The following is a 13,403-nucleotide window of genomic DNA, read 5'->3' on the forward strand; positions in this document are numbered from 1 at the left end:
TTTCCCCGCGCGAAACGTCCTGTCAGCCTTCGACGGCAATCAGCGCCGCAGCCACGGCGCGCGATTCCGAAAGCATGATATTATAGGTGCGCACGGCAGCACCCGTGCTCATCGGATCGACCGAAATGCCCGCTTGCCTGAAGGCTTCGCGCAATTCCTTCGGCAAGACCCGCATGCCATCGCCCGTGCCGATCAAAAGCACCTCGATATCCTGCGCATCAGCCAGAACCTTGTCGAAATGCTCAAGCGTCAATTCCTTCACATCAACCGGGCTCCAGCCGTGAATGCCGGAAGGCAACAACAGGAGAGAGCCGCGGTGCGACATGTCGGCGAAACGGAAACCGCCATTGCCATAGGCATCGATGGGCGCCCGGCCGGGAAAATGGGCCGGGCGTATTTCAATCCCGCCGGCCATCAGACGGCAGGCTTGCCGCCGATGGCATTGCCGGACTTCTCATCCTTCTCGTCTTCCGCATCCTTGCTTTCGGGACGCAGCTTGAAGGCGATCAGCACCGGAGCCGCGATATAGACCGAGGAGAACACGCCGATACCGACGCCGAACAACATGGCGAAGGTAAAGGAACGGATGACCTCGCCACCGAACAGATACAGTGCCAGCAGTGCCAGAAGCACGGTCAGACCGGTAAGGATCGTGCGCGACAGGGTCTGGTTCAGCGATACGTCGATGATCATCGAAAGCGGCATCTTCTTGTACCGCCGGAGGTTTTCACGGACACGGTCATAGATGACCACCGTATCGTTCAGCGAATAACCGATGATCGTCAGGATCGCCGCGATACTGGTCAGGTTGAACTCTATACCCAGGAAGACGAACAGGCCGATGGTGAAGACCACGTCGTGCACCATCGAGATGACCGCACCCAGTGCAAACTGCCACTCGAAGCGAACCCAGATGTAGACCATGATCGCCGCCATGGCGAGCAGAACACCGATCGTGGAGGTCACGGTCAGGTCACCGGACACGGCCGGACCAACGACTTCCACGCGACGGAAATCATACTTGTCCTGCAACTCGCCGCGCACCAGGGTGATTGCCGACTGCTCGGCATTTTCGCCGCCATCCTGCGCCTGAATGCGGATGAGAACGTCCTGCGGCGTACCGAAATTCTGTGCCTGGATTTCACCGAGGTTCAGCTGGTTCAGACGCTCGCGAATATCTGCGAGATCGGCCTCACCCTGCTTGGCGCGCACTTCGATGACCGAACCGCCCTGGAAATCGATGCCGAGGTTCAGGCCCTTGGCCACGAAGCCGCCGACGCAGGCGAGCATGATCACACCGGTGATCATGAAAACCACACGGCGATAACGCATGAACGGAATGTCGCGACCGTCGAACATGGCGGTGCGCACACCCTTCGGCAGATGTTTCGGACGGCTGCGGCGAACCCAGTAGCCAAACATCCAGGCCGTCAGCGTATAGGCCGTGAAGACGGTGGTGATGATACCGACCGCAAGCGTGACGGCAAAGCCCTTGACCGGACCCGTGCCCATGTAGAACAGCACGCTTGCAACGATCAGCGTCGTCAGGTTGGCGTCGATAATGGTCGCAAAGGCGCGTGTGAAACCATTATCCAGTGACTGGATCAGCGGTTTCCCGCTCTTCACCTCTTCGCGTATTCGCTCGTAGATCAGAACGTTGGAATCCACCGCCATACCGATCGTCAAGACGATACCGGCAATACCGGGCAAGGTGAGCGTAGATCCGATCACACTGAGGACGGCGATCAGCATGACCACGTTGACGATGAGGGCGATGTTCGCAAGCAGGCCGAAGAAGCCGTAAAAGACGAACATGAAGATGAGGACGCCGACGGCGCCGATGGCGCTTGCCGTGAGGCCGGCGGTGATGGAGTCGTTACCAAGGCTCGGACCGACGGTGCGTTCCTCAACCACGGTCAGCGTGGCCGGAAGTGCGCCCGCACGCAACAGGACTGCAAGGTCGTTGGCGCCCTGAACCGAGAAACTGCCGGAAATCTGTCCTGAACCGCCGATGATCGGTTCACGGATGACAGGTGCGGAAATGACCTGATTGTCGAGCACGATGGCGAAAGGCTTGCCGACATTCTGCTGCGTCGCCTGCGCAAAGCGCTGCGCACCGCGGCTGTCGAAACGGAAGGTGACGACGGGTTCGTTGGTCTGCTGGTTGAAGCTTGCCTGCGCATCGACGAGATTGTCGCCGGAAACGAGCGCGCGGCGTTCCACCAGATAGGGAACCGGCGGATCGTCCTGCGAATAAAGAACCTCTGACGTCGCGGGCGGACGGCCATTCATCGCTTCCTGCACCGGCATGGTGGTATCGACCATGCGGAAGGACAGCTTTGCGGTCTGGTTGAGAAGCGATTTCAGGCGCTGCGGATCCTGGAGGCCCGGCACCTGCACGATGATGCGGTCGGAACCCTGACGCTGGATGAGCGGTTCGGTGGTGCCGACTTCGTCAACGCGGCGGCGCACGACCTCGATGGACTGCGACACGGCCGAGGACAGGCGATAATCCACGCCTTCATCGGTCAGGTTCAGCCGCAATAGATTGTCGCCGCCGTCGTTCATCGTCACTTCTGTGATGGAACCGCCGACCAGCGTTCCGGCGGACACCGGCTGCGTCAGGTCGCGAAGCGCGGTTTTCGCCGCTTCATATTGAGCGGGATCGCTGATGCGAACCTGAATCTGCTGGCCGTTGCCCGTAAGCCCCGAATAGCGGATGTTGGCGTCGCGAAGCTGCGTGCGCACGTCACCCACGATCGTTTCAAGCCGTTCCTTGACGATGTCGGAACGCTCAATCTTGAGCATGATATGCGAGCCGCCCTGAAGGTCGAGACCGAGCGTTACCTTGTTGTCCTTGTACCAGGCAGGCATGCTCTCCAGCTGTTTGTCCGAAAACAGGTTGGGAGATGCGATGAAGACGCTTGCCAGCACAAGCAACCAGATAAAGACTGTTTTCCAACGGGAAAAATGAAGCATTTCGATCTCGGTCAGGGTTGGGGTTGCGCGACGCGCAACCCGTCAAATTCGGAAGCGGACGTTCAATTATCCGGCAGGATCAGGAAGCGGCTTCCGTCTTGACCACTTCGCCCTTCACGCGCACTTCGGCAATGTAAGCACGAGCTGCACGGATTTTCACGCCTTCGGCGATTTCGACTTCGAGTTCATTGTCGTCGATGACCTTGGTCACCTTGCCAACGATGCCGCCACCAAGAACGACCTGATCGCCACGGCGAATATTGGTCAACGTTTCCTGACGCTTCTTCATCTGCGCGCGTTGCGGGCGAATGAGGAAAAAGTACCAGACCACCATGAGCGGTGCAAACAGGAAAAGCATCTCAAGGCCGGAACCGAATGCAGACGCGCCGCCCGCCGTGTCCTGGGCAAAAGCTTGACTAATGAACATATAAAACTCCTCAACGATTACAGCACGACCTCGTATGCCGCCCCAGCTTTCAAGCCGCCGGAATATAGTGGGGAACGCCGGGAATGCAACAGATGCAGAAGCCACGCCGTACCGATTCCGGACCTCTTAACCTTTATGGGCCGGAAACGCCATGCTAGGCCGGGTTGAAAACATCGTTTTGAACACCGGATAAGCGGAAGAAACACCATGATTCGAGAAGAGACGGCCACCCTGCTTCTTGCCGAACTGCGCCGGCTTAACGTCGCCATGGAACGGTTGGCAGGCCCGGCACCTGCCGTGAACGACTGGAATGCGGCGGATTGCTTTGTCTGGACGCCGGTCAATTCCTTTCTGCAGCCGGTCTCACGTCCGAACCGCATTGCGCTGAAACTCATTCGCGGCGTCGATCATGTGCGCGATATCCTGCACGAGAACACGCTGCGTTTTGCCGATGGTTTTCCCGCCAACAACGTGCTGCTCTGGGGCGCACGTGGCATGGGCAAATCCTCGCTGGTCAAGGCCGTTCACGAAGATGTGCGCGCCGCAAGCGGCGTTCCCCTGAAGCTGGTCGAGGTGCATCGCGAAGATATCCACACCCTGCCCGCCTTGCTGGATATATTGAAAGCTTCCGGCGAACGCGTCATCGTCTTCTGCGACGATCTCTCCTTCGATCACGACGACACGGCCTACAAGTCGCTGAAGGCAGCACTCGATGGCGGCATAGAGGGGCGTCCGGACAATGTGCTGTTCTATGCAACTTCCAACCGCCGTCATCTTCTGCCGCGCCACATGATGGAGAACGAGCAATCGACCGCCATCAACCCTTCGGAAGCTGTTGAGGAAAAGGTCTCGCTCTCGGACCGCTTCGGCCTGTGGCTCGGCTTCCACAAATGCGGCCAGGAAGACTATCTGACGATGATTGACGGCTATGCCGAACATTTCGACCTCGGCCTCGATCGCGAAACCCTGCATCACGAGGCGCTGGAATGGGCGACGACGCGAGGCGGCCGCTCCGGTCGCGTCGCCTGGCAATATATTCAGGATGCCGCCGGGCGCCTGAGAAAATCGATCGACAGATAACGCCACCGTGACATCTGGCGAGAGCCGGTGTCGTTGCGGCTATAGGCGTTGTCGTATTCCCGACCGCCACATCGCCCGCCAAATGGTTTGCTGCACATATCCGGCGTAATGCCGGGTATCTGCGGCGGGCGGTGATCAAGAGGCAGGCGACGTTTGTCCAAACGCGCCGATTGTTCTTCTTTCCATCCCTTCGCCGATTGAGATTCCACGCGAGCCGCATACGGGTCCGCGCATGAGTTTTGACGATATCCTGTCCGCGGAGGAGCGGGCCGGTATTAGTGTTCAACCCAAGGAGGAGATGGATATGAGCAAAAACAGAGGCGTCGTCTATTTGCGCCCCGGCCAGGTCGAGGTCCGCGACATCGATGACCCGAAGCTGGAGGCGCCGGATGGCCGCCGTATCGAGCACGGTGTCATTCTCAAGGTTATTTCCACGAATATCTGCGGTTCGGACCAGCATATGGTGCGCGGCCGCACCTCGGCGATGCCCGGCCTCGTCCTTGGCCATGAGATCACCGGCGAAGTCATTGAAAAAGGCGTCGACGTCGAGATGCTTGATATCGGCGATATCGTCTCGGTGCCGTTCAACGTCGCCTGCGGTCGCTGCCGCTGCTGCAAGTCGCAGGATACCGGTGTGTGCCTGACGGTGAACCCCGCCCGTGCCGGCGGCGCCTATGGTTATGTCGATATGGGCGGCTGGATCGGTGGACAGGCCAGATACGTCACCATTCCCTATGCCGACTTCAACCTTCTGAAATTTCCCGACCGCGACAGGGCAATGTCCAAGATCCGCGACCTCACCATGCTCTCGGACATCCTGCCGACCGGCTTTCATGGCGCGGTCAAAGCCGGCGTCGGTGTCGGCTCCACGGTCTATGTCGCGGGCGCCGGCCCCGTCGGTCTGGCGGCTGCCGCGTCTGCCCGTATTCTCGGTGCCGCCGTCGTCATGATCGGTGATTTCAACAAGGATCGCCTTGCACACGCCGCCAAAGTCGGCTTCGAGCCCGTGGATCTTTCCAAGGGCGACCGGCTGGGCGATATGATTGCCGAGGTCGTCGGCACCAACGAAGTGGACAGCGCCATCGATGCCGTCGGTTTCGAAGCGCGTGGCCATTCGGGCGGCGAACAGCCGGCCATCGTTCTCAACCAGATGATGGAAATCACCCGTGCCGCTGGCTCGATCGGCATTCCCGGCCTCTACGTCACCGAAGACCCGGGTGCCGTCGATGCCGCAGCAAAACAGGGCAGCCTGTCGCTTCGTTTCGGCCTCGGTTGGGCCAAGGCACAGTCTTTCCATACCGGCCAGACGCCGGTGCTGAAATACAATCGCCAGCTCATGCAGTCGATCCTGCACGACCGCCTGCCCATTGCTGACATCGTCAACGCCAAGATCATCGCACTCGACGACGCCGTACAGGGATATGAAAGCTTCGACCAGGGTGCCGCAACCAAGTTCGTGCTCGATCCGCACGGTGATCTGCTGAAGTCAGCCTAATAACGGCGGCTTAAGACCCGCGAGATAGGAAACGCCCGCGATAGATATTGTCGCGGGCGTTTTTGCCTGCATTCACACTGTCACCATCAGGTGAAATCATGGATCAACTACAAGCATCGCCTCCAGCTCGGAGGTAGCCAATGGTGAGAGATAGGGTCGAAACAGGCTGGACACCTGCCGAAGTCCCCATTCCAGTTGCTGCGGCCCGAATTCAGTGACGCCTTCCTGAAGGTTTAGATAAGCCGCCCAATAGGTCGAGACGATCCAGAGATTAGTAAGAAGGGCCGCCCGCTCGGTTTCTGGAATCTCTGCAAGCCCCGCCCTCTCCATCCGGCTGACGATATCATCAACGGAAAGGCGCATTGCCGCGCTTATGTCGCGAACCGGCTCCACCAGCGCAGGCGCGGAGGAAACAAGGCCGACAAGATCGCGAAACAGGAAACGGTAGCTCCACACCAGCGAAAACCAGAGCCGCAGAAAGCCAGCATATGTCGATGCGGCAACTTCGTCCTCTTCGTCGATCTTTGCGACAACCGCCAGCGCGTCGGTCTCGAACAGGGCAAACAGCGCCAGCACCAGTGCCTCCTTGGTGCGGAAATGATAATAAAGATTACCCTCGTTGATATTCACTGCCCTTGCGATCTCGGCTGTGGTTACGTGATCAGGCCCCCTCTCGTTAAATAGTTGGAGTGCGGCAGCGATGATTCTCTGTCGTGTGGGGGAAGGACGCCCCGTCGATCGTCCGGCCTCGCTTTTCTTCATTGATATCGGACCCCGCTATTGAAACCTAAGGTGTATACCTTAAATGAATAAAATAAGGTACACACCTTAACAAGTAAATTTGAGTGTTCAACGCGAATAAAGGACCTGTCCATGCCCGGAACCGACCTTCGCACCCCGCTCCCGGATACATCCGCTGCGGCACCCGTATCGAAATTCGCCACGGCACGTTTGGCCCTGTCACTCATCCGCAATCCGCTGAACGCCTTGCCACCGGAGATTTTCAACGAACCGGCGGTGTTTATCCGTCTCGGCGGTACGATGCGCGTCCATCTTGCCGATCCCGTCCTCATCCATGAGGCCCTGGTCAAGAACGCCCATCTGCTCGGCAAGGGTGAGGACGTGCGCCGCGCGCTTGGCCCCGCTCTCGGACAGGGCCTTCTGACCGCCGATGGCGATCACTGGAAATGGCAACGGCAATCCGTTGCCGCCGCCTTCCGGCACGAAAAGCTGCTGGAACTGCTGCCCGTCATGATCGAGGCGGCAGAGCGGACCAGCAAGCGCTGGCGCGCATCTCCTTTCGGTGACATCGATATCGGCCATGAAATGATGCGGACCACCTTCGACATCATCGTTGAAACCATGATGTCCGGCGGCCACGGGATCGATATCGGGCGTGTCGAGCAAAGCATCACCGACTATCTGAAACCGACAGGCTGGACGTTCGCTCTCGCCATGCTGGGCGCACCGGAATGGCTCCCTCACCCCGGTCGGCGCAAGGCCCGGGCCGCTGTCGGTTATCTGCGCTCCAGCCTGTCGACGGTGATTGCGGACCGGCGGCGGAACCCCGTCGAGAGAAACGATCTGGTGTCCATGCTGCTTGAGGCGAAGGACCCGGAGACGGGACGCATGATGAGCGACAAGGAAATCATCGACAATCTGCTGACCTTCATCACTGCCGGTCACGAAACGACTGCGCTCGGTCTGGCATGGACGTTCAATCTGCTGTCGCAACACAGCGACGTGGAACGTAAGGTGGTCGAGGAAATCGCAGCCGTCACGGGTGGAAATCCCGTCGCCGCCGAGCACATCGCCCAACTGACCTATACCAGACAGGTATTTTCCGAGGCGATGCGGCTTTACCCACCTGCTCCGGTCGTTACCCGCACGGCGTTGCAGGACTTCAAGCTCGGCGACCATGATATTCCTGCCGGAACCGTTCTTTATGTGCCGATCTACGCTGTCCACCGGCACACGGCGCTATGGGACGAACCGGAACGTTTCGACCCTTCCCGCTTCGAGCCTGAAAAGACCAAGGCGCGCCACCGTTACGCCTATATGCCCTTCGGTGCAGGTCCGCGTGTCTGCATCGGCAATGCATTTGCAATGATGGAGGCCCTGTCGATCCTGGCGGTGCTGCTGCAGAACGTCCATCTCGAAAACAGATCGGCAAGTCCGGCGCAGCCACTGATGAGGGTGACGTTGCGGCCGCAAAGCAGCTTGATGATGCGGGTCACCGACCGCAAAAACAAATCGCCCGCGGCGTGAGCCACCGCGGGCGACTATTAATCCGCGAAAACCACCCGTCACCGGGCAGTGACGATCAAAGATCGACGTCGAGGATTGCCATGGAGAAGTTGTACGAGCGGTCGCCGTCCTCGTCATCGATGTAGACAACGCCAAGGAACTCTTCGCCAAGATACACCTCGGCGGAATCGTCCTTACGGGGACGCGCCTTCACAACCATCTTTTCATTGAAGGTGCGCTTGAAATAGGCGTCGAGTTTTTTGATTTCGTCGGCTTTCACCACTATTCTCCTGTGCGGTTCGGGTTGCGCCGCTTTTGGCATGGGACAAAGGCGAAAGTAAAGTGAAAGCGGCACATCGCCAATGTCTTTCACAGGCCATGTCTTTCACGCGGAGCCTTCCACACGGACGATTGAGAAAATATCGGACCCGTCAGATATCGGCTCCAATGACCTGATCCATCAGGCGCGAGGGTTCGGAACACCCTGCCTCTCCCACCACCCGCGCCGGCACACCGGCAACGGTGGTCTTCGGCGGGACCGGCTTCAGCACCACAGAACCGGCGGCGATGCGAGAGCAGCTGCCGATCTCGATATTACCGAGGATTTTCGCGCCCGCTCCGATCATCACGCCATTGGCGATCTTCGGATGACGGTCTGCCCCCTCCTTGCCGGTGCCGCCAAGCGTCACGCCATGCAGGATGGAAACGTTGTCGCCGATAACGGCCGTCTCGCCGACCACCAGGCCGGTGGCATGATCGAGGAAGATACCCTTGCCGATGCGTGCTGCCGGATTGATATCCGTCTGGAAAATGCTGGACGAGCGGCTTTGCAGATAAAGCGCCAGATCCCTGCGGCCCTTTTGCAGCAGCCAATGGGCAAGGCGATGCGTCTGGATGGCCTGAAACCCCTTGAAATAAAGGAGCGGCTCCATGAAGCGCGTGCAGGCCGGATCGCGATCGTAAACCGCCTGGATATCGACGCGCAGCACGCTGCCCCATTCAGGCCAGTCGTCCAGCATGTCCTGAAAGGTCTGGCGTAGAAGAACGGCCTGCATATCGGGATGATCGAGGAGTTCACAGATGCGATAAATCACGCATTCTTCCAGAGACCGGTGATTGAGGATTGTCGAATAAAGGAAAGCCGAAAGCAGCGGGTCCTGCGCCACGGCGCTTCGTGCCTCATGCAGCAGGCTGCCCCAGATCGGATCGACGATCGCCAGCTGTTCTGGCTGACGGGCCTCGGTACGTGCGACCATGAATGGTCTCCTCGTTTGCAGTAGTCGTTCTTTATACAGAAAAAGACGTGCATAAGAAATGGGATTCGAATGACGACTTTAAAGGCGGCAAGGCTTCAGTTTTTCTTCATGCAGCATGAAAAACCGTTTCTTGCCGCCACCCATCAAAGGCTGCGGTAAAATTCCAGAACCGCCGCCTTGAACACCCGGTCGCCAACCGCCAGCATGTGGTCACGGCCGGGAATGTCGATAGCCCGCGCATGCGGCATGATCGCCGCAAGTTCGGCACCCGATCCGGCGATATCGTCATTGGTTCCGACCGCGATCAGCGTCGGTGCATCGATTTTTGCGGCCTGTTCGCGGCTGACGAGGACACGCGAGGTCTCGATACAGGCTGCAAGCGCCAACCGGTCGCTTTTCGTCTGGTCGGCAAAGGCGCGGAACATGCGGCCGCGCTCATGCGTGACGACATCGAGCGAGGGTGCCAGCAGCGCCTCGGCAATCGGATCCCAGTCGCCCACACCTTCCACCATGCCGATGCCGAGTCCGCCGAAAACCAGTGAGCGAACACGTTCCGGATGTGCCATCGCCAGAAAGGCCGAGATGCGTGCGCCCATGGAATAGCCCATCACATGAGCCTCCGCGATGCCGAGATGATTAAGCAGCGCCACCGCATCGCCGGCCATGACGGGCGGATAATAGGCTTGCGGATCATGCGGCTTGTCGCTTGCGCCATGGCCGCGATTGTCGATGGCAATCACCCGGTAACCGGCGTCACCAAGCGTTTTCAGCCAGCCTGGATGCACCCAGTTGACGTTGGCGCTGGAGGCAAAGCCGTGAATCAACAGAACCGGATCGCCCGCCGGATCACCTTCATCGAAATAGGCAAGGCGAAGGCCGTCATGGGAAAAATCGGAAAATTGCGGCATGTTGAGATTCATCAAGGACATCCTTTTTGCCGGACCATATGGCAGGAAATCGCAATTTTGAACATGTTTTCCTGACGATTTTTATGGAGATGCAATGCGTTTGAGGCTACATATCCGCAGCAATAAGCCCATGCTCGATGACGATGTGCGGCTTAACCACGATATTGCATTTGGAGACGAACATGGCCGGGCATTCCATTCCCCACTTCCAGAACGATGGCGGACACAGCGTGATCGAGATCGGCGTCAAGGAATTCATGTGCACCGGCGCTTCGGTGCCTTTCGATCATCCCCACATCTTCATCGACATGGGCGACGACAACGAGAAGGTCTGTTCCTATTGCTCCACCCTTTACCGCTACAATCCGTCGCTGAAGGCCGAGCAGACCAATCCTCCGGGCTGCGTCTTCCATGTGAAGGCCGCCTGACCTTCCACCTTTCCTGATCGGGGCGCGACATGCCCATCAAATCCGTAGCCATCGTCGGTGCCGGCATCGCCGGTCTCACCGCGGCACTTTCTTTTGCCCGGCACGGCATCAGCTCTGACATCGTTGAACAGGCCGGCGAACTGACGGAAGTCGGTGCGGGCCTGCAAGTATCGCCCAATGCCGCCCGCATCCTTGCCGAACTCGGCGTGATGCCTGAGATAGAGGCGCGTTGGACCGAGCCGGTCAGCGTCGATCTGGCCGATGGCAAATCGCTTGCCACGTTGCTGTCCTTACCCGTGGGTGCGACTGCCCGCACACGCTGGGGCGCACCTTATGGCGTGCTGCATCGCTCGACGTTGCAAAGCGCGCTTCTCAATGCGGTAACGCGCAATCCGCTCTGCCGCCTGCATCTTGGCAAACGTATCGATAACGCGACGACAGACGTCATCGCTGCAACCACGTTCCGCGATCACGACCTGATCGTCGGCGCAGACGGTGTCTGGTCCGCGGCCCGTTTCGCTGTCCCCTCCGCCCCCACGGCCACTTTCTCTGGCAATATTGCCTGGCGCTTCACGGTCGCGGCAAAAGATGTGCCGTCAGCCATCAACAAAAGCGCCGTCACCGCCTATCTCGGTTCGGGTGGCCATATCGTCGCCTACCCGCTGAAGGAAGTCGGCGGCTTCAACATCGTGGCCATCGCACTCGGCGCCGATCCCGGCGCAACATGGCGGGCGGAATCGAGCGGCCAACAGAAAGCCATGCTGCTTGCGCAGTTTCGCGGCTGGAGCCCGGATATCGTTCGATTGCTGGCATCGTCGGAAAATCCGACCTTCTGGCCGCTTTATCAGGCCGGTGCCGGACGCTGGCACAATGGTCGCGATACGGTGCTGATCGGCGACGCTGCCCACGCGATGATGCCCTTTGCCGCACAGGGGTCTGCGATGGCCATCGAGGATGCTTTTGAACTGGCGGGCACATTGACCGGAACATCCCTGCCCGTACCACAGGCCCTTGCCGCCTTCGAAGCCCTGCGTCTGCCGCGCATAGAAAAGGCCCGCAAGCGGGCCTCTCTCAATCGTTTCGCCTATCACGCCACAGGCCCGGTTCGGCTTGCCAGGGACTTCGTCTTTTCGACACGTCCGACGGAATCTTTCCTGAAGGACTTCGACTGGCTTTACGGCTACCGCGCCAAAGGCTGAGGTTAAACCCCGGCTGCCGCCGCAAACCCGGCCTCGAGATCCTTCTTGAGGTCGGCGATATCTTCAAGCCCTACCTGCAGGCGGATGACCGGACCTTCCGACGGGCCTTTGGCAATCGTCCTGTCGACAAGCGACACCGACACGGCAAGCGATTCGTATCCACCCCAGGAATAGCCTAGCCCGAAGAAGGTCAGCGCATTCAGGAATGCCGCCGCAGTCTGCTTGTATTTGCCCTCTTCGGCCTTCAGCACGAAGGAAAATACGCCGCTTGCGCCCTTGAAATCGCGCTTCCAGAGTTCATGCCCGGCAAAGCTCGGCAGGGCCGGATGCAGAACGCTCGCGACGTCGTCGCGGCTTTCCAGCCAGGTGGCGATGTCGAGGGCGCTTTTCTGGTGGTGCGCAAGTCGAATGCCCATGGAGCGCATGCCGCGCAGTATCTGATAGGCGTCATCAGGCGTCACGCAGATGCCAAGATTGGTGTTCGCCTGATAAAGCGTCTTCCAGTGCTTTTCATTGGCGGAAACGAAGCCCATCAGGACATCGGAATGACCGGACGGATATTTGGTGGCGGCATGGATGGAAACGTCGACACCGAAATCGAGCGGCTTGAAATAAAGCGGTGTCGCCCAGGTATTGTCCATCGTCACGACGCAATCGTGCCTGTGGGCGATCTCGGTGATCAGCCGAACATCCTGAATCTCGAAGGTATTGGAACCCGGCGCTTCCAGATGCACCAGCTTGGTATTCGGGCGGATCAGCGCTTCGATACCCGCCCCAATCGCCGGGTCGTAATACTCCACCTCCACACCAAGCTTCTTCAGCATCGTGTTGCAGAAGCGGCGTGTGGGAAAATACACCGAATCGACGATCAGCGCATGATCGCCGGCGCCAAGATAGGCGAGGAACGGCACGGTGATCGCAGCAAGGCCCGATGGCACGAGAATGGTTCCGAAAGAACCCTCCAGCTCGTTGACGAGATTGCATAGCGCATCGGTCGTCGGCGTGCCGTGGGTGCCATAGGTGTATTTCTGGTTTTCGGTCGAAAGCGTCTCGGCATCGGGGAAAAGCACGGTAGAGCCGCGCACGATGGGCGGATTGACGAAACCGAAACAGTCGGCGGGATCGTTGCCGCCATGGGTCAGGCGCGTATTCATACCTGCGGTGGAAAGCAGGTCATTGGTCTTGGTCATTTCAGATCAGCTTTCGAAGGGATATTGACGCGAGCGACAATGCGGAGTGCCGGAGGTAAGGTCAAGTCCCGCAGAACATTCGCAGACGGGAGGATTGATCCACCCCGCAACAGCATACAAGAAGTATACAAAAATCGTGCAAGTGTATTTTTTCGCAAAAATATGCTTATATTTTCACCCTTTGCACACTTCCC

At 58.9% G+C, this 13,403-nt stretch carries 13 protein-coding genes; 5 read left to right on the top strand and 8 right to left on the bottom strand.

Going from position 1 to position 13,403, the window contains the following annotated elements:
* Nucleotides 1-22: 22 nt before the first annotated feature.
* The 3 genes from CRO62_RS25285 to yajC all read right to left on the bottom strand — a co-directional run bounded on the left by CRO62_RS25285 (nt 23) and on the right by yajC (nt 3,406).
* Nucleotides 23-415 (bottom strand): Mth938-like domain-containing protein, encoded by a 393-nt coding sequence (locus CRO62_RS25285; RefSeq protein ID WP_003515346.1) that lies wholly within the window; start codon nt 413-415, stop codon nt 23-25.
* Nucleotides 415-2,979 (bottom strand): protein translocase subunit SecDF, encoded by a 2,565-nt coding sequence (gene secDF / locus CRO62_RS25290; protein ID WP_097102649.1) that lies wholly within the window; start codon nt 2,977-2,979, stop codon nt 415-417. The genes CRO62_RS25285 and secDF overlap by 1 nt, the downstream gene beginning before the upstream one ends.
* Nucleotides 2,980-3,058: 79 nt before the next feature.
* On the bottom strand, nt 3,059-3,406 hold the full coding sequence (yajC, locus tag CRO62_RS25295) for a preprotein translocase subunit YajC (RefSeq protein ID WP_003515350.1): 348 nt from the start codon (nt 3,404-3,406) through the stop codon (nt 3,059-3,061).
* Between the two features lie 207 nt (nt 3,407-3,613).
* Between yajC and CRO62_RS25300 the strand changes: the two genes are divergently transcribed.
* A complete protein-coding gene (locus tag CRO62_RS25300) occupies nt 3,614-4,486 on the top strand; it encodes an ATP-binding protein (protein WP_097102651.1) in 873 nt (290 codons plus the stop codon).
* A gap of 304 nt (nt 4,487-4,790) precedes the next feature.
* Nucleotides 4,791-5,981, top strand: coding sequence for a formaldehyde dehydrogenase, glutathione-independent (gene fdhA, locus CRO62_RS25305; RefSeq protein ID WP_097103312.1), 1,191 nt, complete (start codon nt 4,791-4,793; stop codon nt 5,979-5,981).
* A 96-nt stretch (nt 5,982-6,077) separates the two neighbouring features.
* Here fdhA and CRO62_RS25310 read toward each other — a convergent pair whose 3' ends face one another.
* Complete coding sequence (locus CRO62_RS25310) at nt 6,078-6,743, bottom strand: TetR/AcrR family transcriptional regulator (RefSeq protein ID WP_097102653.1); 666 nt, start codon at nt 6,741-6,743, stop codon at nt 6,078-6,080.
* A 111-nt stretch (nt 6,744-6,854) separates the two neighbouring features.
* On the opposite strand from CRO62_RS25310, the gene CRO62_RS25315 reads away from it, so the two are divergent.
* Complete coding sequence (locus CRO62_RS25315; protein WP_097102655.1) at nt 6,855-8,249, top strand: cytochrome P450; 1,395 nt, start codon at nt 6,855-6,857, stop codon at nt 8,247-8,249.
* 55 nt (nt 8,250-8,304) lie between these two features.
* Here CRO62_RS25315 and CRO62_RS25320 read toward each other — a convergent pair whose 3' ends face one another.
* From CRO62_RS25320 to CRO62_RS25330, 3 genes are all read right to left on the bottom strand, one after another.
* Complete coding sequence (locus tag CRO62_RS25320; RefSeq protein WP_003515356.1) at nt 8,305-8,508, bottom strand: DUF3126 family protein; 204 nt, start codon at nt 8,506-8,508, stop codon at nt 8,305-8,307.
* A 151-nt stretch (nt 8,509-8,659) separates the two neighbouring features.
* Nucleotides 8,660-9,484 carry a serine O-acetyltransferase gene (gene cysE / locus CRO62_RS25325; protein WP_003515358.1) on the bottom strand — a complete coding sequence of 275 codons (825 nt, stop codon included), beginning with the start codon at nt 9,482-9,484 and terminating at the stop codon, nt 8,660-8,662.
* A gap of 143 nt (nt 9,485-9,627) precedes the next feature.
* Nucleotides 9,628-10,404, bottom strand: coding sequence for an alpha/beta fold hydrolase (locus CRO62_RS25330; RefSeq protein ID WP_025593509.1), 777 nt, complete (start codon nt 10,402-10,404; stop codon nt 9,628-9,630).
* A gap of 170 nt (nt 10,405-10,574) precedes the next feature.
* On the opposite strand from CRO62_RS25330, the gene CRO62_RS25335 reads away from it, so the two are divergent.
* Both CRO62_RS25335 and CRO62_RS25340 read left to right on the top strand, forming a co-directional pair.
* The gene (locus CRO62_RS25335; RefSeq protein WP_003495891.1) at nt 10,575-10,820 is read left to right on the top strand and encodes a zinc-finger domain-containing protein; all 246 of its coding nucleotides are present in this window, start codon (nt 10,575-10,577) and stop codon (nt 10,818-10,820) included.
* 29 nt (nt 10,821-10,849) lie between these two features.
* Nucleotides 10,850-12,019: an FAD-dependent monooxygenase gene (locus CRO62_RS25340; RefSeq protein ID WP_097102657.1), complete on the top strand. Its 1,170-nt coding sequence runs from the start codon at nt 10,850-10,852 to the stop codon at nt 12,017-12,019.
* A 2-nt stretch (nt 12,020-12,021) separates the two neighbouring features.
* Here the strand turns inward: CRO62_RS25340 and CRO62_RS25345 are convergent, their stop codons facing one another.
* Nucleotides 12,022-13,209, bottom strand: a complete 1,188-nt coding sequence (locus CRO62_RS25345; RefSeq protein ID WP_097102659.1) for a cystathionine beta-lyase — start codon at nt 13,207-13,209, stop codon at nt 12,022-12,024.
* Nucleotides 13,210-13,403 lie beyond the last annotated feature (194 nt).

The organism is Rhizobium sp. AN6A (genome assembly GCF_900215635.1).
GTDB lineage: Bacteria > Pseudomonadota > Alphaproteobacteria > Rhizobiales > Rhizobiaceae > Agrobacterium > Agrobacterium tumefaciens.

Coding starts and splice junctions, on each gene's coding strand:
- CRO62_RS25335 (WP_003495891.1), top strand. CDS start 10,575: ATGGCCGGGCATTCCATTCCCCACTTCCAGAACGATGGCGGACACAGC.
- CRO62_RS25285 (WP_003515346.1), bottom strand. CDS start 415: ATGGCCGGCGGGATTGAAATACGCCCGGCCCATTTTCCCGGCCGGGCG.
- fdhA (WP_097103312.1), top strand. CDS start 4,791: ATGAGCAAAAACAGAGGCGTCGTCTATTTGCGCCCCGGCCAGGTCGAG.
- CRO62_RS25310 (WP_097102653.1), bottom strand. CDS start 6,743: ATGAAGAAAAGCGAGGCCGGACGATCGACGGGGCGTCCTTCCCCCACA.
- CRO62_RS25330 (WP_025593509.1), bottom strand. CDS start 10,404: ATGAATCTCAACATGCCGCAATTTTCCGATTTTTCCCATGACGGCCTT.
- CRO62_RS25315 (WP_097102655.1), top strand. CDS start 6,855: ATGCCCGGAACCGACCTTCGCACCCCGCTCCCGGATACATCCGCTGCG.
- CRO62_RS25340 (WP_097102657.1), top strand. CDS start 10,850: ATGCCCATCAAATCCGTAGCCATCGTCGGTGCCGGCATCGCCGGTCTC.
- secDF (WP_097102649.1), bottom strand. CDS start 2,979: ATGCTTCATTTTTCCCGTTGGAAAACAGTCTTTATCTGGTTGCTTGTG.
- cysE (WP_003515358.1), bottom strand. CDS start 9,484: ATGGTCGCACGTACCGAGGCCCGTCAGCCAGAACAGCTGGCGATCGTC.
- CRO62_RS25345 (WP_097102659.1), bottom strand. CDS start 13,209: ATGACCAAGACCAATGACCTGCTTTCCACCGCAGGTATGAATACGCGC.
- yajC (WP_003515350.1), bottom strand. CDS start 3,406: ATGTTCATTAGTCAAGCTTTTGCCCAGGACACGGCGGGCGGCGCGTCT.
- CRO62_RS25300 (WP_097102651.1), top strand. CDS start 3,614: ATGATTCGAGAAGAGACGGCCACCCTGCTTCTTGCCGAACTGCGCCGG.